At 47.7% G+C, this 24,274-nt stretch carries 18 protein-coding genes; 2 read left to right on the top strand and 16 right to left on the bottom strand.

Annotation, left to right across the window (positions count from 1 at the left end):
* The first annotated feature begins 77 nt into the window (after positions 1-77).
* Positions 78-452: an Hpt domain-containing protein gene (locus tag ACYVGO_RS27415; protein WP_142772743.1), complete on the top strand. Its 375-nt coding sequence runs from the start codon at positions 78-80 to the stop codon at positions 450-452.
* A 17-nt stretch (positions 453-469) separates the two neighbouring features.
* On the opposite strand, the gene ACYVGO_RS27410 is transcribed toward ACYVGO_RS27415, so the two are convergent.
* Positions 470-1,678, bottom strand: coding sequence for a glycosyltransferase family 2 protein (locus ACYVGO_RS27410; protein WP_460972000.1), 1,209 nt, complete (start codon positions 1,676-1,678; stop codon positions 470-472).
* 305 nt (positions 1,679-1,983) lie between these two features.
* On the opposite strand from ACYVGO_RS27410, the gene ACYVGO_RS27405 reads away from it, so the two are divergent.
* Positions 1,984-6,237 carry a carbohydrate-binding protein gene (locus ACYVGO_RS27405; RefSeq protein ID WP_460971999.1) on the top strand — a complete coding sequence of 1,418 codons (4,254 nt, stop codon included), beginning with the start codon at positions 1,984-1,986 and terminating at the stop codon, positions 6,235-6,237.
* A 116-nt stretch (positions 6,238-6,353) separates the two neighbouring features.
* Here the strand turns inward: ACYVGO_RS27405 and ACYVGO_RS27400 are convergent, their stop codons facing one another.
* The 15 genes from ACYVGO_RS27400 to ACYVGO_RS27330 form a co-directional block, all read right to left on the bottom strand.
* Positions 6,354-7,148, bottom strand: a complete 795-nt coding sequence (locus tag ACYVGO_RS27400) for a glycosyltransferase (RefSeq protein WP_460971998.1) — start codon at positions 7,146-7,148, stop codon at positions 6,354-6,356.
* A 19-nt stretch (positions 7,149-7,167) separates the two neighbouring features.
* Positions 7,168-7,959, bottom strand: coding sequence for a glycosyltransferase family 2 protein (locus ACYVGO_RS27395; RefSeq protein WP_460971997.1), 792 nt, complete (start codon positions 7,957-7,959; stop codon positions 7,168-7,170).
* Positions 7,960-8,016: 57 nt separating this feature from the next.
* The gene (locus ACYVGO_RS27390; RefSeq protein ID WP_460971996.1) at positions 8,017-8,862 is read right to left on the bottom strand and encodes a glycosyltransferase family 2 protein; all 846 of its coding nucleotides are present in this window, start codon (positions 8,860-8,862) and stop codon (positions 8,017-8,019) included.
* A gap of 48 nt (positions 8,863-8,910) precedes the next feature.
* Positions 8,911-10,398, bottom strand: coding sequence for a T9SS type B sorting domain-containing protein (locus ACYVGO_RS27385; RefSeq protein WP_460971995.1), 1,488 nt, complete (start codon positions 10,396-10,398; stop codon positions 8,911-8,913).
* 100 nt (positions 10,399-10,498) lie between these two features.
* Positions 10,499-11,359, bottom strand: coding sequence for a glycosyltransferase family 2 protein (locus ACYVGO_RS27380; RefSeq protein WP_142772750.1), 861 nt, complete (start codon positions 11,357-11,359; stop codon positions 10,499-10,501).
* Positions 11,360-11,383: 24 nt separating this feature from the next.
* Complete coding sequence (locus tag ACYVGO_RS27375; RefSeq protein WP_460971994.1) at positions 11,384-12,463, bottom strand: acyltransferase family protein; 1,080 nt, start codon at positions 12,461-12,463, stop codon at positions 11,384-11,386.
* A 26-nt stretch (positions 12,464-12,489) separates the two neighbouring features.
* The gene (locus ACYVGO_RS27370; protein WP_460971993.1) at positions 12,490-13,587 is read right to left on the bottom strand and encodes a glycosyltransferase family 4 protein; all 1,098 of its coding nucleotides are present in this window, start codon (positions 13,585-13,587) and stop codon (positions 12,490-12,492) included.
* 30 nt (positions 13,588-13,617) lie between these two features.
* Entirely contained in the window at positions 13,618-14,490 is an 873-nt protein-coding gene (locus ACYVGO_RS27365) for an alpha-1,2-fucosyltransferase (protein WP_142772753.1), read from the bottom strand.
* A gap of 42 nt (positions 14,491-14,532) precedes the next feature.
* Positions 14,533-15,489: a hypothetical protein gene (locus ACYVGO_RS27360; protein WP_142772754.1), complete on the bottom strand. Its 957-nt coding sequence runs from the start codon at positions 15,487-15,489 to the stop codon at positions 14,533-14,535.
* A 170-nt stretch (positions 15,490-15,659) separates the two neighbouring features.
* Positions 15,660-17,096, bottom strand: a complete 1,437-nt coding sequence (locus ACYVGO_RS27355) for an MOP flippase family protein (RefSeq protein ID WP_460971992.1) — start codon at positions 17,094-17,096, stop codon at positions 15,660-15,662.
* A 168-nt stretch (positions 17,097-17,264) separates the two neighbouring features.
* Positions 17,265-19,484, bottom strand: coding sequence for a GumC family protein (locus tag ACYVGO_RS27350; protein ID WP_460971991.1), 2,220 nt, complete (start codon positions 19,482-19,484; stop codon positions 17,265-17,267).
* 4 nt (positions 19,485-19,488) lie between these two features.
* Complete coding sequence (locus tag ACYVGO_RS27345; protein WP_460971990.1) at positions 19,489-20,343, bottom strand: TolC family protein; 855 nt, start codon at positions 20,341-20,343, stop codon at positions 19,489-19,491.
* 26 nt (positions 20,344-20,369) lie between these two features.
* On the bottom strand, positions 20,370-21,572 hold the full coding sequence (locus tag ACYVGO_RS27340; RefSeq protein ID WP_460971989.1) for a glycosyltransferase: 1,203 nt from the start codon (positions 21,570-21,572) through the stop codon (positions 20,370-20,372).
* Positions 21,569-23,053 (bottom strand): O-antigen ligase family protein, encoded by a 1,485-nt coding sequence (locus ACYVGO_RS27335; RefSeq protein WP_460971988.1) that lies wholly within the window; start codon positions 23,051-23,053, stop codon positions 21,569-21,571. The genes ACYVGO_RS27340 and ACYVGO_RS27335 overlap by 4 nt, the downstream gene beginning before the upstream one ends.
* A 25-nt stretch (positions 23,054-23,078) precedes the next feature.
* Complete coding sequence (locus ACYVGO_RS27330; RefSeq protein ID WP_460971987.1) at positions 23,079-24,272, bottom strand: glycosyltransferase family 2 protein; 1,194 nt, start codon at positions 24,270-24,272, stop codon at positions 23,079-23,081.
* Positions 24,273-24,274: the final 2 nt, after the last annotated feature.

Below are 24,274 nucleotides of genomic sequence, written 5' to 3'. Positions count from 1 at the left end.
TACAAAATCCACAGAATCGTTTAAGCCAGAAAAGTTGAAATTATTTAATTCATAGTTAACCAGAGTAGTTGATTAGTATGGCAGATTCTGATTCAGTTGTTTCTCATGTTATTGATTACCAACGCCTTAATGAATTGTACGATGGAGACACTGAGCAGATTGCCAGCCTATTTGAACTTTTTCTAGACGAAACGTTCCCGGATTTCCAGGATATTGACACTAAAATAGATCAACATAGTTGGCCTGAAGTTGCCAGCCAAGCTCACAAACTATTGCCCTGGGTGGGTATGGTTGGCTTAACTACATTAGAAACCAACCTAAGGAGTATAGAAGCACAAGTGGCAGATGGCGCTGGTAAAGAAGAGATTCTGGCTACCTGGAATCAATTTAAAACCGGTCTTAATCAGGCTATACCCCTAATTCGCCAGGAGTTAGTTAAATTGACTAGCTAATTTCCTGCCATGGCTGGCTATGACTGTTTAGCCACTTGACTTTCTATACTTGACTTATCTGGCGTTTCTGTGTGTGGTGTATGTAAGAATTTTTTGCCAGCCTGTTTAATTTTAAATAAACTGCGCATCATACTAAAGATCAGAGCAGGTAATACAAAGAAGTCGCGTATGGAAATTTTGCGCCACAAATAAAGGGGTATAGATACGGCTAAGCTAAATGATAGCAGACCAATCAGTCCAGCAGATACCCCTATAAATGTGGGATTGGCAACGACCAGGTTGATCAGGAACAGCAAAAATACCGAAACGAGCAGGAGGGTTCTGGGTAATAATAATGATTTAACCAGAGCATTGAAGGCATGTATATTGCCAAGTGCCAACTGCCGCATGCCTATCCCAAAATATTCTTTAATAAAATAAACCTGAGCGGCTGTCCAGCGCGTACGCTGCCGCTCAAACACGGCAATATTCTGGACCTTTTCGTCAAATATAAAGGCTTTGTGTAAATAGCCTATTTTGATGCCAGCTACCAGAAGAAGCATCTCCAATTCTTTATCGTAGCCACTAACGGTCTGTATCTGATTCATGGCTCGCTTCATAATCGCGGGCTCGAAACCCATGCCTGAGCCAATAAGGGTAGCCGATAGACCGAGTGCCCGCTGACCTGCCCGAAATAAGTTATTGTTTACCTCTTCATTCATGGCATCGAAAATAGCCACACTCGTGTTGGTATTTTTGGCCACCCTGTGACCCTGTATGGCCCGCCAGCCTTCCGAAAAAGCCTGATTTATGCGCTGTAAAAAATCAGGCGCCATGTGATTATCCGCATCAGAAATAACAATGATATCATAAAGCCCTTCCGGAAGCGAATTTAGCGCATACGTAATAGATTTCTGGACCGTCGATTGCTCAAACTGCACGGGTATTACTTTAATTGGATAGGTAGCCAATTGCTCCAGGGTCTCAGGGCGAAAGGAATCCGCAATTACGATTAGATCATACCAATCTGTAGGGTAGGATTGTTTTAAATTGGCAACTACTGACCCTAAAATAACACTATCTTCTTTGTAGGCTGGAATAAGTACAGCAATACGCCGTAGTGGATTATCCTCAGTGATCATCGAGTCATCTGCATGGCCCAGACGGCCCGCAACTGCTGAAACGAAGATGTATAAAACGTTGAATAACAGATAACTAGTAATGATAAGTAAAATGAAATTAATCATAGTCTATCTTTTTCCGCGTGTCTGGTAATTTTTTACTATTTAAAGACAATTTAAGATACAAAATTACAATAAACTAATCTTAGTTTATCTTTTTTTAGTTGAGTAAATAAAAAGTTACTCGAATGGACTTATGTAATAATGAAGTTAAGTTGTAAATTACGAGGATTTTACACAAACAGTTGATTGAAAGGGCACTGACTGCAAGTCAGCAGCTTAGGTTCGTTCTAGACGTTGTCTCCGGCAATAAAAGTGCCAGAGAATCAAGATGTAATTCATACCATCCAGTTCAACAAAACACCATAAGAATGAAAAAACTTCTATTTTTCATTAGCCTATTCTTTGTAACAGCAACTTTTACAGTTCTGTCCCGGTCGTCCGGGCGGATGTGGACCTTAGTTCCAAACAAACTAGCAGAGATGCTTGGGCTGGTTGAACGCGGTAACCAGTTTATTGTTAGTTCGTTACCGGGCCATGTGGAGGCAGAGAGTTACGACTCTATGCAGGGACTTCAACTTGAAACAACCTCGGATGTAGGCGGGGGGCAGAACATCAGTAGTATCGACGATGGCGATTGGCTGGATTACTCAGTTAGTGTCCCTCAGGATGGCGTTTACTCCTTTAAGTTTCGTGTCGCCAATGGCTGGGGCGATGGTGCCAAGCTCGAACTGCGTAAAGCAGATGGTACGGTACTTACGTTCGTAAACATTCCACGCACAGGCGGTTTGCAAAGCTGGCAGACCTTTGGAGCAACGGCTCACCTGACGGCCGGTAGCCAGATGCTGCGGCTGTACGTGGTAAAAGGCAACTGGAACCTGAACTGGTTCGAGGTATCGGCAAGCCAGAGTTTACCTGGTAAAATCGAAGCTGAGTCGTTTGACGTAGCCAGTGATGTTCGGCCAGAAACCACCTCCGATGACGGGGGCGGGCAGAATCTGGGCTACATTGATGATGGCGACTGGATGGATTATAACGTCAGTGTGGCTTCGGCGGGAGAGTATGTTTTTCAATTCCGGGTAGCCAACAGTTATGGCAATGGTGTCATTTATATCAAAGCCGAGGATGGTACCACATTGGGCAGCGTGAGTGTACCCCGCACCTATGGTTGGCAAAACTGGACTACCGTTAGTACCACAGCTACCTTACCCGCGGGCAGCCAGGTGTTGCGCATCTACACCAATCCAGGTACCTGGAACTTCAACTGGTTCAGCGTTACGCAAAACGGGTCCGCGCTACCCGGTCATGTAGAAGCTGAGGATTACACCGCCATGCAAGGAACGCAGCAAGAAACCACGTCGGACGTAGGTGGTGGACAGAATATAAGTAGCATTGACGATGGCGATTGGCTGGATTATAACGTAGCGGTAGCGTCGTCAGGCATTTATTCCTTTAAATTTCGTGTCGCCAATGGGTGGGGCGATGGTGCCAAGTTCGAGCTGCGCAAAACCGATGGTACAGTCTTAACATCTGTCGATGTGCCCCGTACGGGCGGTTTACAGAACTGGCAAACTCTTGGAGCCACGGCTCACCTGACGGCCGGGAGTCAGAAATTGCGGCTGTATGTGGTAAAAGGTAACTGGAATCTGAACTGGTTTGAGGCCGCCACTAGCCGGAGTTTACCGGGTAAAATTGAAGCCGAGACGTTTGACGTAGCCAGTGATGTTCGGCCAGAAACCACCTCCGATGACGGGGGCGGGCAGAATCTGGCCTATATTGATGATGGCGACTGGATGGATTATAACGTCAGTGTGGCATCGGCCGGGGTATATACCTTCCAGTTCCGGGTGGCCAATAGCTATGGTAATGGGATCATTTATATTAAATCAGAAGATGGCAACACGCTGGGTAGTGTAAGCGTACCTCGTACCTATGGCTGGCAGAACTGGACTACCGTTAGTACCACAGCTACCTTACCCGCAGGTGGTCAGGTGTTGCGCATCTACACCAATCCAGGGGCCTTTAATTTCAACTGGTTTACGGTTACGCAAGGGGGCGCTGTGCTAAGTCCTGCGGTTATAACGTTTGGAGCACTGCCAAATAAAACAGTTGGCGATGCGGATTTCAATCTGGTGGCAACAACGAACAACGCCGAAGTGCCAGTCACCTTTACGTCGTCTAATCCATCTGTTATTGCCGTTTCCAATACCAGTGGTGCCTGGAAAGCCTCGGTTGTGGGTGCCGGATCGTCGGTCATTACAGCGTCGCAGGCGGCTTCGGCCTCCTATCTGGCGGCTGCCAATGTTGCCCAAACGCAAACGGTTACCTCTTCAACAGTAACTTCTTCTACGGTTGTAACAGCTAACCAGAAAATTCCGATTGATGCCAAACGCTGGTATCAGCTCAATAACGTCAGCAACGGGTTGGATGGCTTGTTCGATGGGATTACGGACGTGAACGTTGAAACCGGTTGGGGAAAGGTATTACCCAGGTACGATGCGTATTACCCCTTGCTGGAGGGCGAGTCGATGACGATTGCCAGTCTTAAATTCTACGACTTTACAGGCGACTTTACGAGTAACCCAATGACCTTGTCGATCATTACCGATCAATGGGAGCGGATTCAGATTGCCACCTTCACCGGCGATCAGTATGGCGGCTGGGTTGGCCCTTATCCGGATCGGTCAACAAGTGGAGACGCCAGGTTTAAACTGGATCAACCCATTACGAATGCGCGTTATCTGGTTATCAATACCTACGGGGCTTTCCCAACAGAAATGGAATTGTATGGTTCCTACACCCCTTCTGGGCAAACCTTTACACCAGCTTTGGCCAAATCGGTGAAGCTAAAGGATATGTTAGGGGTCAATGCCTACGAGTGGAACTTTGAAGATGGCAATACGCCCTGGCAGATTAATGAATCGAAAATGAATGTTGTGAAAAGCTTCTCGGGCATCCGGCATTATATGGACTGGAACAAGCTGGAAGCCAACGAAGGCGACTATTCCTACAATCCAACCCTAAGCGGTGGCTGGAATTTTGACGCCATTTACGAACGCTGTAAGGCCGAGGGTATCGAAGTTTTGGCCTGTCTGAAAACGATTCCGGACTGGATGGCGAACACCTATCCACAGGATCAGCGGGATGGCGAAAATGTTCCGTTGCGCTATGGGAAGGACTTTTCCGATCCCTTGTCCTATCTGGAACAGGCCAAAGCGGGCTTTCAGTACATGGCTAGGTATGGCAGTAATACCAACGTAAACCCGGCTCTGGTGAGTGTGAACACAACACCACGCTGGACGGGTGATAACCCCAATACCGTTAAAATAGGGCTGGGCCTGATCAAGTACATCGAATGCGATAACGAACGCGATAAGTGGTGGAAAGGCAGGAAAGCGTATCAGACCGCCCGTGAATATGCCGCTAACTTGTCTGCTTTTTACGATGGTCATAAAAACACAATGGGACCTGGTGTGGGTGTGAAAAATGCCGACCCAAGTGTGAAAGTGGTCATTGGCGGATTGGCGTCAGCATCCAGCGGCTCTGACTATGTGAAGGGAATGATCGACTGGTGTAAACAGTATCGGGGCTATAAGCCAGATGGCACCGTTAACTTATGCTGGGATATCATTAACTACCACATGTATTCCGATAATACATCGTCGTCGCAGAGCGGAACATCGACTCGGGGAGCTGCGCCCGAGGTGACACCGATTGATCGCATAGCCGATGACTTCCGGCAAACGGCCCATCGGCAATCGTACGATATGCCCGTCTGGATTACGGAAGCTGGTTATGATGTCAACCAGGGAAGCCCAATACGGGCCATTCCAATTGGTACTAAATCCGCTCTCGAAACCCAGGGCGACTGGATTCTACGGACTGCTTTACTCTACGCCAGGAAGGGAATCGAGAAGTTATTCTTCTATCAACTCTACGATGACAACGGAACGGGTGGCATGTTCGGAACCTCCGGCCTGGCCAATGGGGATGATGTAAGCCGCCGGCCAGCCGCCGATTATCTGTATCAAACCAAGAAACTTTTCGGCGAATACAGCTACAAAGAAACTACCCACAGCGATCCAATTGTCGACCGGTACGAGAAGGATGGCAAATCGGCCTATGTGCTGGTCGTTCCGGATGAAATTGGCCGTACAGCCCTGTATACACTGGATTTGGGTACTGCTACACAGGCACAAATTTACAGGCCTAAAGTAGGTAGCAATGACATGGAGCTGCAAACGGTCAGTACAGATCAGGGTAAACTACTCCTTACAGTGACTGAAACGCCGATGTTTGTTGTGGCCGGAACGGTAGCACCGAATGCCAGAATTGCGGCTACAACACCAACCGAGGGGAAAAGCCTGGCTGAGTCCGTTCGGGTCTTCCCGAACCCAACGGCCAGTTATGTGAGCATTCAGGCCGAACGGGTAAGTGATACGCCTTTGGAAGTTACCCTGTTCGATGCGGGCCTGGGGCGCTTACATCAGACAACCAAAATTTCTAAAACCGGAAATGTCTTCTCAGAAAAGATCGATTTGTCGCAACTGGCGGGTGGCGTCTATATACTGGAAATTAAACAGGACGGCGAGCGGGTATTACAGAAAGTGCTGAAGGTTAATTGACGTAACAGGGTAAAAATTTTAACCACAGAGGCACAGAGAACACAGAGTTTAAGAGATAAAAAGCAATCTTTTAAAACTCTGTGTTCTCTGTGCCTCTGTGGTTAAAAAAATAAAACTCACTTCGCTTTGTTCGAGTCGAGCCGCATGAAGTGAATATCGTAATTGAATTTCAAATGGCGGTATAGGTAACGATAGGTTGCTATAAACGGATTTTTACTAAAGGTCCATCGCTTTCGATGGATGGTGCTGGGCTCTTCCTGACTATTTTTCTGGTGAAATAGTTGCTTGAAGTTGTTGTAAAATAACCCTTTCCCTTTTTTCTGAATAAAGGAAATACTCATTCGGTATTCGGTCTGGTCAGGATGGATACCTTCCACATACCGGCCGAATTTGGCAAAGAAAGAGCTTCTGCGCAGGTGCGGGTGGTCGCTGTAAAAGTAGAGTTTCTTGTAATTGATTGCCCAGGGCGGAATGAACATCTCCGAAAACGAAGCGTCATACTGTTTCATATATGGGTAGCGCATGTAGGCGTAAAACCGGATAATATCAAAGCCAGGTTGTTGGGTCATAATGGCCAGTGCGTCGACCAGCTTGTCCGGAAATTCTGGCATAGGCTCAAAATCTTCCTGGATATACAGCGTATACGGGGTCTTAACGGCGTCTTGCCCTTTGTTGATGTTATTGCCTAATCCTCGGTTTACGGGCGTTGTAATGAGTTGAAAACCAAAGGTTTTTTGAAGCTGGGTTAGGTGCGTTACGTGCGGTTCTTTACTACCATCATCCGACACAACGATATCGCCAAAGCAACAGTTGAGCCTGTTGAAAGAAGTTAATAGGTTTTCCAATGAGTGGCTACGATTGTAATGGGTAATCAGCAGCGTGACATTGGGGAAGTCGTAGGTCTGTGTCATTGGTAAGTTAGGTAGGCCGCTATCTGAAATAGATATCGTAATTGTACTTGACCTGTCGATAAATGTGCCGGACAAAAACGAGTAGTGAGTTTTTACTAACGGACCACTGTTCCTGCTTGTACGTACTGGGCTCTGACTGGCTATTTTTCTGGTGAAATAGTTGTTTGAAGTCGTTATAAAATAGCCCCTTCCCTTTTTTCTGAACAAAGGAAATACACGTCCAGTATTCTGTCTTATCGGGCCGAAGCCCTTCTGCATAGCGGCCAAATTTCTCTAAAAATGAACTGTGTCGCAGATGAGGATGATCACTGTAGGCGTATATTTTGGTGTACCTGGTTGCCCAGGGAGGGATAACCATCTCCGAAAAACCTTGGTTGTAAGGCTTTAAATATGGATAGCGCACATAGGCATAAAAGCGAATAATGTCGAACTCGGGATGCTCTTTAATAATAGTCAGCGACTCCACCAGCCGATCAGGAAATTCGGCGGTAGGTTCAAAATCCTCCTGAACATAGAGGGTATACGGCGTTTTTACGGCATCCTGGCCTTTGTTGATGTTATTACCTAAACCCCGATTTTTGGGTGTAGTAATGAGCTGGAAGCCAAAATCATGCTGCAATTGAGTCAAGTGCGCTAAATGGACTTCTTTACTGCCATCGTCCGACACCACTATACTACCAAAATGACAGTTCAGTCGCTGAAAAGTTAGTAGCGAATTTTCCAGCGAATGGCTTCGATTATAATGGGTGATCAACAGTGTGACGTCCGGAAAGTGATAACTCTGTAGCATAGCCGTTGAAAAGAAAGACATGCGGATCGTTTTGATGGTAAGGGCTGGAACAATATTGATGGGATAGGTCTATCGATTCTACCCTAATTCTGCCTCATTGCTTAAAGGCGATTCTAGCTGTTGCAGATGTTGCTGTAAGCCTTTTTGACAACCGGTTAGTTTTTGGTGGAGTGTCTGCATGGCTCGGGCTCGATTTATATCTTCCTGACCACGTGAGGCCGTTGGGTGGTATAGATGATATTGAATAGCACCAAGCCGGATAAAACGTAGGTTAATTCCCCGATTGATCAACCGCAGGGCGAGTTCGGTATCTTCCCAACCCCAGCCTAAAAATTGTTCGTCGTAGCCATTTACCCGAACCAGGTCCTGTCGCCAGAATCCCATATTACAGCCCAGCACGTATTTATAGTGCGTGCCCCAATGATAAAATCGGGCTATGAATTTTTGGAGTGTCAATACGCGTAGACTACTCCAGTGCCAATGAGATTGACGTAACAAAGCGTTAACGGATAAGGATGGTTCTGTTAATAGTTGTTGGGTACTATCGGCAGATAACTTGAACTGATTTCCTGAAAAGAAGTAACTGGGTTGGGCATGATACAGGTGATCCTGCACAAAAAGAGGATGTAAGATCACATCACCATCCAGTTGAATAATATAAGCGCCTTTAGCCATCGCAAAGCCCAGATTACGGATCCGGGCAAGCCGAAACCCCTCATCGGGCTGCCATACATGCAGCAGGGGAACGGGACTTAACCGTTTCAGTCGTTCAATGAGTTGTCCCGTCTGTATGGCAGACCCATCGTCGCAGACAATGATTTCAGTTGGTAACTGACGCTGCTCAAACAGGCTCACTAAACACAGTTCCAGTGCAGCTGGGCGATTATAGGTAGCTACTAATACACTACAGGAAATGGCATTCATGGCAACCGTGTTTAGAAATTTAGGATATAAGCAGACAACTACACCTACCTAACGAACCAGCATAACCCGACCACTTCGGGTGAAATAACGCTCCTGATTTACTAAATTTAGAATACTATACTGAATGGTCCAGGCATAAATGCCTGATATACAGGCTTGGTTATGAAATGTTCCATCCCAGGAGTAATCAGCATCTCTACTTACAAAAATCAAACTTCCCCATCGGTCATAGACCCGAAACAGATAGGAAGTAAACCGGCCTGCGTGCCGAACAACTAACTGATCGTTTAGTAAATCGCCGTTTGGTGAAAAGGCATCCGGAATATAAATATCTTCCAGGTGGCAGTTCTGGGCCGTTACCGAAACTGTATCCCGATAGGTACAACCCGCCAGATTCGTTTCGAGCCAGTAAGCTCCAGTTGAATTGACCGTTACTTGCCGGTTAGTGCTTTGGTTTGACCAGACAAAGGTGGTTCCGTTGGGTAAGGCATCCGGAACCGTTAACGTCAGCGAAGTTCCCTCACAAAGGGGCAAATCATCTCCCAGATTAAATGGCGCATCCGGCCTACCATCAACAATCAATACGTTTGATTCCGCCGAACACTGCGCCCGCCCCACGGCCGACTCATTGATCTGCTGCGTGTTACGAAGCCGATAATAGGTTCGTCCCGCCAGAACCGGATTAATGGTATAGGTAGTTTGACCAGAACCCGGCGCGGCTGTCCAGTTGCTATTATCCCGACTTTGCTGCCATAAATAAACTGGATTCGGGTAACCGGTAGCCGTACCTACAGTTAAGGTTAGGCGTGTATCAGCGCATACGGTGGTTTGAGTAGCCGTTGTCGTTGGAAGTTGAATTGTCAGGTCTGGATGAACCGGGCGAAATCCAATATCGTCAATTGCCAGATCATTGCCACATCCGCCGAGACCATTGTTGATCAGTTTGACAACAATAGCATCCGTATTTGTCTGAATCGCGAATTGCATAGTTAGTTGAACCCAGGTAGCTGTTGTTGTGCGAGGAACAGCTGGCTGGGTAACTTCTTTAATAAGCGTTCCGTCTGTCTGTTCAATCCGCATAACAATAATTGGATTACGAAGACTGTATCCATCACAGTCGCCTGCTTCCATAATCTTATTCAAATTCAAGGCCCAAAGTGAAAACTCGTATGTAACGCCCGGACAAAGACCCGCCACCTGCTGGCTATAAAATGCGCTGGGCTGATAGGACGCATTGACGACAAACATATTACCCCGAACATCATTTGCTGTGTGATCTTCTCTCACCTGATGCCAGGCATCACCATGGCAACCGCCAGATACCGTGTCCATTAGGTTGTATTCGCCATCGCCTGGGCACGTAATCGGTCTATACGTAAAGTTTGTTTGTCCTGCTGGTAAGGCACCGCGTACACCGGTGCCAAACGTTTCGCAAATAATCGACCCAACACTGCATTGTGCCTGACATACTGCGCTGCTGGTTAGCAGAATCAATACGAAGGAAATCCAGTAAAGAGCTGATTCATGCCCGGACATAATCTGTGTTGGTGTTAGCTATTTATTGACTAACCGACTATCAATGACAATACCTGACAACGAATGACTATGAATGGCCATATATGACAATTTATTAAACCTACGGATTCGTTGATGTCTTGGTATCGTGGGGGCGCTGCGAGACGAACAGGCTGCCGAAACGCCGTAATTCGATCCCGATTTTCAGCCAAACCGTTCGTGAAAAACTGCCATCTTTTTCAAGGGTTCGGGTGCCTGTCCACACACGGGATTTATCCGATTTTACCTGTTTGATACTGCCATACTTCATCAGATCGAAGCACATACGGCCGTCTTCGCCCCGAATTTTATGCATCACATACCCTATTTTCAGGGCAGGTTCGCGTAAATACCCCAGGCTCATTCCATAGGCATTCAAATGGGGACGCTTTAAATGCCGAATTTCCGCAATGCCATCTTTCATTGTTTCCAGAAGTGAGAGTTTCCAGCGTGGAAATCCAGGAGATGGAATAAATGAATAACGGCCATACACGCAAACAACCCCAGGCTGCTGCAAGACGGCCATGATCTCATCGACCCAGTCGGGTGGGTACAGGCAGTCCGAGTCGGCGGTGAGAATATACTTGCCCTTGGCGTGCTCCAGGCCCATTTGCCGGGCTGGCCCCCAACCCTGAATGGGCTGAAAGACGGTGCGAACCCGAAGACGGTCCAGCGTTTTCTGCGTCTGATCGGTCGAGTTGTTGTTAACTACCAGAATTTCAAGGGGTATCGTTGTTTTTAATTTTGCCAGAGACGCAATACTCTTGAGCACATTCACTTCCTCATTCCAGGATGGAATGACAATGCTAACGAGTGGATCTGGATGCTGAAGCGTTTCCAGATCACGGTTTATTTTGTCAAATACCGAATCAGGAATTGCATCGTACGAGGCATAGGGGAAGTTAAATTGACTTATCCAGGCGGGTATACTTACGATATTCATAGAGGAAGTTAGTTATGAGTTGTATTAAAAAGCCGTTGCTTCGGCTGCTGACTTTACCGATCGTTTGGATGAAGGCGTCTGGAGGATTAGTTCAACATGCCGGTAGGTAAAGACCGACAGCAGATGAACACAGGCCAGACAAACAAGGATATACACTGATTCGCCAATGGCCGTTGCAGGCAGCTTAATTATCTTGAAAAGGAGCAGATCCATGACATTCAGTACGATCAGGTGATTGAGGTAATAGGAGTACGAGAGTTTACCCAAAAACTCAAAGCGATCCTGAGCCAGTACCTTCGCAATGGCTCCGGTTTCCCGGGAAAAAACCAGGATAACCAGCGCAAACAAAAAAGGCATTAGCCAACTCTGCGAATGGGTAAACTCATTCACAAAGTACATGGTCAGCCCAAGTAACAGCGCTTCTGATACAGTAGCGGGCCAATAGTTACCCACAGAAGGCAACCGCCGACTCAGTCGGTACGTGAGCATACCAATGAGAAAACTGTACAAGCATCGAACAAGACCATAGTCGTAGTTGTAGATGATGTTGCCGTGGTGGCTTACAATAAACCAGGCAATCAAACCGAAGCTGAGGCTACAAATAATTAGTAAATTCTTGCGGAAAATCACCAGGCAGTATGCCCAGACCAGATAGGTGTAAAATTCAACACTAATGCTCCAGCTAGGCCCGTTCCAGGTAATACGGTCAAACAAATTCAGCGACTGGGTTAGGGTAAGATTAGCTAGGAATGAAGCGAACGTCTTGTCCGCATAAAAAATCGGATTCGAGAGCTTAACTACATAGCGATCAACCCCATAGCGAAAAAGTTCAAAGGCAAGAACTAACAGCAACGTAAACAGATGGAGCGGATACAAACGCTTGAATCGTTTGATGGCAAACGGTTTGATACTGGCCATATTCGTAATCTTATCGTAATTACTATAGGTGATTACGAAACCCGATAACACGAAAAAGAAATCGACAAAGATGTCGCTTTTCATAATGAAAGCGATGCCCGATAAGACTGTCAGGTGCTGCAAATGGAACAGGATAACCATAATGGCAGCCAGTCCTCTAAATGTATCAACCGCTCGGAATCTCATATCATAACGCGTTTTCGGGTTCCAGTTCAGGCTAAAGACCTATATACGTCCAGTGTTTTATCGATCGACTTTTTCAATGGAAAGCTTTTCAGTCGCTGCGAACCTAGCTCAACTAGCTTTGCACGTAAGGCACTATCTGCCAATGTGCTGGAAAGCTTGCTGGTCAGATCGTTCAGGTCTGTCGATTTAAAATAAACGGCGGCATCAGCGGCTACTTCACGGAAACAGTCCGTATCGCTTAGCAGGATAGGGCACTTTGCTTTAAAGGCTTCCAGGATTGGTAAACCAAAGCCTTCGTACAGCGATGGATAGACAAACAGTTGCGTATTCTGATACAGATAATTGAGCTGTTCGTCGGTGGCGTTGATGTGCCTTACCCGATCCGAAAGACCGAGCCGCATCAGGAATTCCTGATCCGCAACTTCTACTTTCCCTCCGCCAGTCAGTACTACATTCAAATCGGGCATATCCAGCATCAGCGGCTGGATAGCGTTCATAAATAAATAAAAGTTCTTGTAGCCGCTTCGGTCGCCAACAAACAACACATAGCGTTCAGGCAGATGAGGTACCGGCTGGAATTGAAGAGGTGTATCCAGCTCAATACCGTGATAGATTGTAAATACTTTGGCTGGATCGACATTAAAAAAATGGAGCAGATCTTTCCGGGTTGTGTTTGAGATGGCGATGATGGCATCTGCTCGCTCAATATTGAGTCGCTTTTGCTGGGTGAGTGGGTCCTGCGCCCAGAAATACTCAGGTAAGCGCTCATAGGTCAGGTCATGAATGGTAATGACCAGCGGTTTTTTCAGTAGGTTGAGGAAGTATGGGTCATAATAGGTGGGATGAAACACATCGAACTCATTTTTTTTAAGGATTCGCTCGCAGTAAAACTTGTTGGCCAGAATGTCTAATTTCTCGTGTTTATTCATGATCTGGTCGCTAAGTGCACCTTTCATGGCCAATGGTTCATTCTGGAGATAATGATTTTTGGCGTGCAGAACCCCTAGCTGATACGTGATGTCCTCAGTGTGCTTGATACCTTCAATTATGTTGGCAAAGTAGCGGCTGATACCGCCGTACTTTTGGGTGCTAAATTTCTGGTGATCGATGAATACCTTAGTCATAGTCGTGTGGTTGTAAAACAGTCGGCTTGATTAGAGCGATAACCAGGTTGCGGGTAGCAAATCTTTCGTATCCCAGTCGGGTTTGTCTTTATACCAGTTGCTGGGCGTGATCACCAGTTTATCGGGGTTAGGATTTAGCCAGGCCCCCCACCAGCTGAATGAGCTATTGGCAATAATGTGGTGCTTACAGTGGCTCATTAACACCAGATCGGCCACATCGCCGGTTGGGCCGGTGTTCTGAACAAATGTGCTATCACCCGGTAAAGGCAAATTCTCCCGAACCCATTCTTTATCGTCGCTGAAGACGAAAAAGTGAGGATTTTTAATTTCCTTCGTGATGTGCCGAATGGCCTTCTTGTAATAGTCGAGCCCAATAAAGCCGAACGTTTTACTGAACTCAGGGTGGTTTACGTAATCCCCCCGACGAACGTGAATGGAAACTGGGGCTGGGGTAGCCCGAATCTGCTGCAGGTACTGATCAAATTCAGGGCTGGGGGTGGTGCTCAACTGTAAATCGCGCCGAATGATATCGGCACTGCCTTTAAAATAGGCTTCTGATTGCCAGAATCCTTCCAGAATAAGACAACCCGCATGAGACCGGAGTACCTGTTCGTCGAAGTGGAATTGTTTCTCCTTCAGAAATAAAAAAAAAGGTTTCAGGCTGCGGTTTGGCAAGAGTTTTGTAGCCTTAGACATATACTCGACCGGCGACTCCTGGAGGATTCGGTAGGGGGCCGAAAAGTTGCCAAGCTTAAACGAACGCGAGGTGTCATCACTGTACTGATGTAAATAATAACTTAAGTCTGCGTATAAAGGAGTCTTGTTTTTCAGGGAGAGGTGACGACCCACCGCATACTGAAAAAGTTGATTCCCCAAGCCACTTGTTATCCTGCTGATAATCATTGCAATTGTTAGTTTATGGATGCACTGTACGGGTGGGTGGTCTCAGAAATGGGTACTTAAAAAAGTAAAAATCTCCTCCCTTTTTCGGGCATGCAGAATCGTTGCCCCCGACAGTTTCGGAAAAAGTGTTTCGTATTCATTGAACGCGTGTTCGAACCCCCAATTCGGGTCTGACAGGATGATGTTTGTTCCCCCAAAACAACTGGCCAACGCTGCCGTACCGCCATGCATGGAAATGAAATGGTTGCAGTTGGCGTAGACCATCAGTTGCAGATGATTGTAATTCCTGACTACGGAGGGATGATACTTTGCGTACAAATCGTCCATCAGAATTACCTCCGGGTACGTTTCCCGAAGCCAGCTGTGTTCATGGAGAGACATCGTTTCACTGTTGTCCTCTACAATTTGGCTGGGCAATGGTCGGTTATAAATGAGTTGATAGCGCGAGCCGTAGGTGCGAATAATACGTTCAAGTGAAGGGATATCCAGGAAGTTAATGGGCGGCTGATCCCACTCGATGTTGTACTTATTGGCAATAACCAGCAGGGGCTTATCAAACACAAAAACATCATTCTGGTAATGGGCCTTGTACGGAACCTGCGCCCAGTTTCGGAAACTATAGGTGTAGCTGTGGGTCATATTCGGCACATCATAGTGCGTATACGACTCGGTCCAGATTCGTTTCTGGAATCGCTCTTCGTGCTCCGGGCTGAAAAAATAAAAGTCTGCTGTACCCTTGGCCGAAATAGTCTTTTTTAGCGTACCATTTAAATAATGCCAGTAAGCAAATGGTAATACATACCGGACTTCCTGGTCAAATTCTCCCTGATAACTGATGACTTTATATTTTTCTTTCAGGACGTAATCGCGCAACAGGAAACGGCCCTGAACCAGCTTGCAGTAGTAATTGTCCCGGATGAAATACCGCAAATCCTTACGGATCTTTGGATACTTCAGGAGAGCGACTACGTAAAGTGATTTTAAAATAAGCCGTTGCATAAGAGAGTTTAAAGTTTGATGTTTAAGGTTTGAGGTTTATGCTTTTTTAAGTGTCTGATTTGTAGTAATTTATTTTGATGTTGAGCATGGCTGTATCGTTTTCCTGAGATAGTCTATTACCTCAATGAGTAACTAACTTCAAACCACTAACTCCAAACTTCAAACTGTACTCATACCGTTTTCCCCAATGCCTTCAGGTCTGCCAGCGGGAATTTATACCGGAGTGTCAGGCCAATGTAGATCACTCCTCCCAGCACAATCTGCACAATCGTATGCACTACGCTGACCGAATTCGTGAACGATTTGTAGAGGGCAATGGCACCGACCATGAGCAGACAGAACAGGACGGGCTTAGCAATGGATTGTGCGAATTCGCTGAGGAACGAGCCAATCAGCGTATGTACAATTCGGAAATTCAGGATCAGATTAGCTAGTGTTGCCAGCATAAACGCCACCGCGATGCCGACCACACCCCCGTACTGCGCAAGCACATAAACAAGTGGTATTTTAATGAACAGCGTAACAACATTGAGCATAAACAGCAGTTTGGGTTTGCCCTTTGAAAAAGCCAGGGTAAACAACGGATTGCTGAGGAACGTAAAAATGCTGACGAACACAAAAATTCGGATGAGCTGAATCGTAGGCTCCCAACCTGGTCCATAAAAAAGCGGTACTACGCTATCGGCAGTGATAAATAAACCAGCCAGTAAAGGCAGGTTGACGTAGCTAAGTAAATCCAGAATAGACAGATACGATTTTTTGAGTTCGTCGGTATCGCCTTTCAGGCGGGCCAGAATCGGGTAGGCTACTTGTAGTACAATCGGGCTGAGTTTGGAAATTGGGAAGACTGCCAACTGCGAAGCCAGGGTGTAATAGCCTAACTGCTTCACACCCAGCATGCCACCAACCAGAATATTGTCGGAGTTTGCTTGAATGAACCCAACAATTCCATCGCCTACATTGTAGAGACCGAATCGTAAATGATCTTTAATAAGTGCCAGATCGAATTTTAAAACGGGCGAAAATAAATGCCCACCATAGATAAGTTGAAGGCCCGATTTCAGTGTCTGTTGCGCCAATTGGCCATAAATCAGAGCCAATTCGGCAAAACCCAGATAAGCCAGCAGGATAGTTGTAAAGGTACCCACGAGCGTACCCGCCATGTCGATGGTGGCCACTGCCCTGAACTGTAGCTCTTTCTGTAACAGAAACAGGTAGATCTGTCCGACGTAAACAATGACGAAATACAGGGACGATAATTTAATGACTGGCTCCAGGCGGGGTTCTTTATAATAGGCAACAACAAGTGGCCAGCTAAAGAAAACCAGCACGCCCACCACTAAACCCAGTGCCAGGTTCAGTAAGTAAATAGTGGAGAGAACCTGTTGGTCCTCTTCCTGTTTGTAAATGATGGAATTGGAAAAGCCCAGGTTCGCGAAAATACTGAAGAAGGCAATCAGAAGTGTGCTTACGCTAACAATACCGAACACCGACGGCTCAAGCAGGCGGGCCAGTACCGCTACCTGCCCAAACTGCAACAGGGTAGATAGAGCCGTTGATAGGCTCATCCACTTGCCACCACTAATTGCCTGTTGCTTTTGACTCATGTCAACTATCTATTAAGTACTTATTCTTGTCTGGTCAGAGAGTGTCATTGGGTTGTCTTTAATAGTCATTGGGTTGTCATTAATTGACGAAAAATCAGTTACCTTTTAATGACTATCAATGACTATCAATGACTATCAATGACAACCCAATGACTATCAAATGACAACCTATTTTAGGGCTTTCTCTTTTTTGGTGGTACGGGATGCTGCGGTTGGGGCATTGTACGGCTGGGTACGGGTAAGGCCCTGTTCCATATCGTTGAGGCTTGGCGCGTCGGCGTTACTCTCTTCAACCTTGTTCAGCGTAACCAGCACCGGCTGTTTGGCCGCCTTCAGGTATTGTGCATACAGTTGTTTATCCCGACGCCCCCACAGGGTATGCATCGACAGAATCAGTAACGAAACCGCACTGCGGCTAACCAGATGCAGTGGGATAGGGCTACTAACGAGCGGGGGCAGCTCCAGAATAATTTTATTGAACACCGTGGCAGGCAACTGATCTTCGGCCGAAAGCAAATCTTCCGGCTCCCGCACGTTCATAAAACCAGGGTTTACCTCATAGGGGTAGAAATAAATGCCCTCCTGCTCAAAGTGCTTATCGGAAGCCTCCAGGCGAGGGTAATAATACGCAACCTGTTCCCCCGATTCTGCATATAAACGGGCGAGACCGTGTGCCAGCCAGGTTTTCCCCTGTTTACCCCGTGTACTAAACAGCGTGATAACGGGCGGATACGACGGCGTACTTCGTTGCCCTACTGTAATATTGATCGAGTTGGCTAACTGCTCAAACATGCTGGTAGCCGCCCGACTGGACTTCACATTAACCGCAAACTTCTTAACAGTTGGGAACGAAGCCGAAACGGGGTTGCCCAGCCGTTGCTCAGCCTGTTCTAGGGTATTGATGCGTTTGTCGGCCAGGGTACGGATAGCCGCTAGAATCAAGGCAATGACTAACCCTGCCCCCGCACCGATGGCCATAAAGAGCCAGCGTTTGGCCCCCTGGGGCGTCATGGGAAAAACAGGTGGGTCAAGAACTGATAACGTACCATCAATGGAAATATCCTGCCGATGGGTAGTGGCCTGATTCAGTGATTGAACCAGCGTCATATACTCTTTCTCGGCAACATCCATGTCGCGGGTTAACTGCCGCTGTTCCGATTCCAGCGGAGGAAATGCGGAGGATTCGGCCTGGTACTCATCCATGCGTTTCTTCACGATATCCATTCGTGCCGCCGATTCTTCATAGGCAAGCACCTTATCCAGCCAACCATTAATTAAGGTTAGTTTCGGAATCGATTCGGCAGAGTTGTCGGCAGCAAAATAATTCTGCGCAATCTGTTTAAGCTCTGAGGATACCTGATTGATTTTGGCTTGGTGCTGGTCGAGAACCGCTTGGGGCTGGTTATTGGCACGAGCATTGATCAACTGCGATTCGGCAGCGGTCAATTCGGCTTGTTTGTCGGTTAACTGTGTATTGATCTTGAGCAAGGTTCCGCCCTGCGTCATGCGTTGGCCCAGGGCATCCCGTGCCGCTTTAGCCGCTTTGTTTCGCATCACTTCCTCATTGTATTCAGCTACCAGTGCATCGCGCGTAGTGGAACGGGTTTTTAATTCATCTTCAAAGTTGAGCACATTGTGCTGCACGTTGAACGCCTTCAGTTTAGCTTCTGCCTGATCCAGACGCTTCTTGGCCTCCTTGGCATTATTTTCATAATAGGTAACAACGGGGTTCGTTTCGGCCCGTTTCAGGGAGGAGTACCGTTCGTTGAGCTCGATAATGGCCAAATTCAGGGTTTGCTGGGCAATGGCTGGGTCTTCGGCCTCGTAATCCAGGTCCAGCATGTCGCTTCCCCCTCGCCGGGATGATTTCAACTTTTTGCCAATGACATCTGCCGAATAATCTGAACCTGATCCAAAGAGCAAATGCCGGATGGGATTATCGGTCTGACTTTGGGCCAGGCGGTTAATCTGACTACGGGTAGAGTCGGGGATACCCGAGCTAATCAGGGTCTGTTTTAAGCTGGCCGGAATAGCCTGTTGAAGTTTCTGGAAACTGGCTGCCGAGAGCTGACGGTCCGTTGGCTTGGTCAGGTACAGATGCTCAGTCAACAATCGGACCCCAACCTCATACAAGGTTTGGTTGGAGTTGAGGGTGGTCAGTACGTTATCAAACGCATTACTAACCCCAGAGTAATCGACATGGAAGTTCTCCTCCGCCGAGCGCAATGAGTAACCTGAGGTAAACCCCGTGTAGAGGGTTGCTTTGGTCTTGTACGTCCGGACCTCATTGCGCATGAAATAATAAATGGCCCCAGCGCCCAGGCAGGGGAACAAAATAAACCAGATAAGATGCCGCTTCAGGAGCCGACCAAATTCATGGAAAGTCATATGGCTATTGGCGTTTCAGTTGACGGATAGGCACTCCAACCGCAAGTTCGAGTGCATAAATATTTTTGATGAACTGGGTCTTGGCCTGTTCAACCGTGGTTCGGCTTTCAGCGTATCGACTGCTATTGTTCGCAGCCGCTTCGGGCGTGATTTTCCCCTTCTGCATCTCGACCTCGGCAATCCGGTAAGCCGCCAGCGAGGATTGATCATCGCGCAAACGTATCTGCAGCACCCGCTGCGACAAGAGTAAGTCCTGGTAGAGGTTGAATAGGTCGCGCTTGAGTTGAATCTCAGCGGTTCGACTGCGCTCCTTATTGGCTTCGTAGGTAGCCTTTGCCAGGCGAATCTCCTGAGGGCGGGCGATTATGTTGTGAATGCTAAAGGATACATTTACCCCATACCGGTAGCCGTTGGAAATTTGCCCCAGCTGATCTGAGGTATTTGTGCCGGTTGACAGAATGGCTTGATTACCAGATGAATAATTGGCAAATCCGCCAATATTTTGGAAGAGTTGCAATTTGGAAAGCTGGTAAGCTGCCTGTTGGGCCGTTGCCAGCGCACTCTCAAATCTAACGGCTGGCGAATAAGCCAGGGCTATTTTGAACATCTCATCGAATGGGATGAGCTGGACAGAAATATCCTGGTTGAAATCAAAGGTCAGGGAGTCTACGGGGCTTGCGGCTACTGAAGCGGCAAGTGGCTGAGTAGTAGCTGGTTTCGGCGGCACAGCTCCCTGTCCATAACTAACGCCATAGCCTACTGCCCATAAAGTCAGTACCCACGCGAACGGTAGGATAAGGTGACTAAATCGATTGGCTATGGTCGTCTTCATGCTGTCTGGATGCCTTAGTACTTTCATGGTTGATTGGATAAAAACGCACTTGGTTAATAAGCTGGCTGCTCCTGTCGCCAGGCTTTAGGAACCTGCTTTATAACCGCTTCAAACTCATGGGCGCGTTTGGTCCAGGAGTTGCGGTGGGCCATATCGACCCGCTGTTGAACACGCTTAGGGTCCTTGTCAGCTAACGCGCGTCGGAGAGCCTGAGCGAACTTTTCCGGCGTATCGGCCAGTTCAATAACGCCATCAAAATCGTCCAGGATTGAGAATGGAGTTGATACAACAGCGAGTCCGGCTGCCAGATACTCGTTGATTTTCAGCGGGTAAATTGTATAGGTATGCTTATTACACACAAACGGAATGACACCCACACTCCATTTGGCCAGCAGCGGGGGTAACTCGGCGGGTTGATGAGGGGGGATAAATGTTACATTCTGGAAATTGCCTAACCGCTGCGGTAACAGGGGTTCGTGCACCTCGCCGATAAACTGAAACTCAACATCCGGCATGGTTCGGGCGCAGTGCTCCATCAGATCAATATTGACCCGATTATCCGCAGAGCCGAGATAGCCCACAATGGGTTTTTCGGGCGGATGCTCCTGGGCGAGTTGACGTGTCTTGTTGAAGAGGTCAAAATTTGCACCGTTCTTTACGCAGTAGGTCTGCGGCTGTACTGCGGATTTGTCATGCCGTAACGTTTCAGAGGTTGTTACAACGGCATCGACCCGCCGGAGATAGGCATCTTCATACCGTTGTCCATGCCGACTCATCCAGTCACCCGCCGTGGTAATCTCATCAAAGCAATAGTAGAGGGTAGCGCATTCATTCAGTTTCCCGAGCATAGGCAACCCAACCACCGGATTAAACGCATTGATCACCAGCGGACGGTGCATATTCAGCCGCTTCATAACTGAGCGCAGTCGACCTAACAACCGATTGGTATTTAATTGAAGCAACTGATCATGTGGTTTGGCTGATAACCAGTTGATAGGTAACATGAGGGGAGGAGCCCAAACATAGAGATCTTCGCCACCCCCGTTGTCTATTTTGGTCAACGGGTTTCCAAACAGGATTTCCCCCGCTGGCATATCGTTTCGGCTCGTCACAAAATCTTTTACCGTGTACAGGTAATCGACAAAAAGCACCCGGTGCCGGGCGGATAGCTCGGTCATGAGTTGTACGACTGCCTTCTGGAAATCGCCGTTCCAGGACGTTTGAGCTATGCAGATGATGCTGTCGAATTGTTTCATAGTTCAGCAACGGGATGTGAATAGAGGGTTACGTCTGAAGACTCCGTTTTTGGTTGACTATCCCATCGATAGCAGGTAACAATCAGCATTGTACTGATGAAAATGATCGTGTCGGTTGGAAATTGTCCTAATACGGGATTGGAATAACCCATGAGCGCAATGCCGACAAACTCCGCCAGAAACGCATACATCACTTTAATCATCCAGGGGTCTTTTAATCGCCAGACCTGATAAACGCCCAGGCCTGCCAGCCCCAGAAGCATAAGAATATAGAGCGTAACTCCAACCCGGCCCGTTTCAATCCAGAGTTCCACATACCAGCTATCAGGTGGGGTTTGTGCGGCCCAGTGCCAGGGTGAGAAGCGTGCGCCCATATCCGTTGATGTACCAATACCGGCTCCAAATGGATAGTGTTCCAGATAACCCTTCAGTTTCTGCTGATTTTGCAGTCGCAGCAGGAAGGAGGGATCGTTCATAGGAGTTAATGCCGAACGCATTCGCTGCACCTGGTAGTTGGAGCTTCCTGCATTGGTGTACATAAGAATTAATACCAGTGGAACGGCCATAACCACACCGATCACGAGCTTAAGGAAATCGCGTTTAAGCAGGAGGTAGAATGGAAATCCGGCCAGCATGACAAACAGGGCACTGCGCGTTCCAGAAACGGCGTAGCCCCAGAAGAAAACCAGCGCCAGCGCCATATAGGCTACTTTATAAAGCATCTTTTTCTCTTCAAAAACGCGGATGACGGCTACTACCGTAACGCCCGCCATTTCGGCCCCGAACTGCGCGGCATCGGAGTAAAATGAAAAGCTCCGCAATTGACCGAACAGAATGTGGGTTACACCATTGTTTCCTTCGCTCAACCATTGTACTTCGGCGGGGGCGAGTCCAATGTACTGTTGCTTAAATGCCCAGAGCGCCCCCAGAAACGACCACCCCAGCCAGGAAACGACCAGAATGCCAATATCTTTTCGGGTAATAGGGATAACCAGCACCAGGATAGCGACAATGAACCAGTGCATCGAAAAAGGCCGTACGTGGAAAAACCAGGCGGGTCGGTAAGGGGCTTCTGGATTCAGTAATTCAATGAGTGTATAAGCAAACCAGATGGCAACCAGCGCAAAAGCGGGGCTTTTCAGCCGACTCCATTCCATGCGCTGCCCGTTCAAAAAGGTACTTAACAGGGTTATCGCCAATACGCCATCGACCAGGAGGCCAAGCGGAATAGGTAGTGAAATAAACCGGGAGAAGCCAATCAGGAAACTCAAGTGTACATACAGGAACAGGCCAAAGCGAGGCTCCATCAGCAAGGCAATCAGAATACCTATAACGATCGGTAACACAATCGCTATCCCGGCCCCGGCTGGCCCCATTGTACTGACCAGATAGCCCGCACCAATCGTGTATAAGCCTCCAAGGAGACTATACAGCCAAAATTGGCCTGAGGAACCTGTCAATGAAAAGGCTGATTGTGCCATAACGATTGAGTAACAACAACGTTAATTACGTAAGAGAATTGACCGCATTGGCCCGGCGGACTTTTTCCCATGTGCCTGATTGGTTACCCCGCAAATAGCGAACCAAACCTGCGAGCGCACACACATTCATGAACGTAAAATAAAATGGGACGAAAACCGCCTTCCAGCGGAGCTGTCGTTTTTCCAGCACATACCCCAGCCAGGATGCTCCGTAGAATAGGATCTGAGCCAATAAAAGCAAGCCCCAGGCTGAGTTCCAGCCATCGCGGAAAACCAGACCGGCATTAAGCAGCAAAATCAGCGGTAAGCAGATGGGCGTTACCGCCCAGCGCATGACCCGATGCGATACGTATTCGAAGGTGAGTACGCCATAGCGAAATGGATTCAGTAGGTGTTTAAGCCAGACGATCGATTGAAAGCCACCCGCTGCAATCCGGATTTTACGCTTCTGCTCATCGATAATGGAAAAAGAAGGACGTTCCAGCGCATATGCATCGGGCTCATACGCAACCCGGTACCCATGACCGGCTATCAGCAGCGAAATCATGAAATCGTCCAGGATGGTGTTCGGTGACACCGGCTCGTATAGTTCGGTGCGAACGGCAAACAGCTCGCCTGCTGCGCCGACAATTGTGTGCAGTTCGGCATCCCAGCGCTTTAGTTGCGATTCATATTTCCAGTAAAGACCTTCCCCAGAGCCCGCAGCTGATTCACTATCGGCCGTTTGAATTCGTTTTTCACCAGCAACTGCACCCACTTCCGGGTCTCGAAAGTGTTTGACAATGTTCCGAACCGCTTCCAGATTCAACTGGGTATTTGCATCGGTAAAGATGACGATCGGGGTCTTGATCTGCTGCATCGCCATATTCATGGCTGCTACTTTACCTCGCCGTTCGGTGCCGCCCAGAATCTCGATTGAATCGCCGTAGTTCGTCCGTAGCCAGGTGTCAGAACCATCCGTTGAGCCTTCGGTAACGAATAGAAACCGAATCCGATCACGCGGATATACTTGTCCAAGTGAGTTGGCCACTTTAGCCGGTAAACAATCGAGTTCGTTGTAGGCAGGTACAATTAACGTTACCTCGGGCGTATAATCTGCCGACAGATCCGGCACCGCAGGTCGTTTGGGACGCAGCTTAATTAATGCCCATACTACCACACCGTAGCCGAGGTAGGTATAGACCACAAGTCCTATACAAATCAGGAGCAATACTTCCATTT

It is taken from the genome of Spirosoma migulaei, assembly GCF_054776855.1.
The sequence above is the reverse complement of the archived record's forward strand: the minus strand, read 5'-3'. Positions and strand labels throughout refer to the sequence as shown.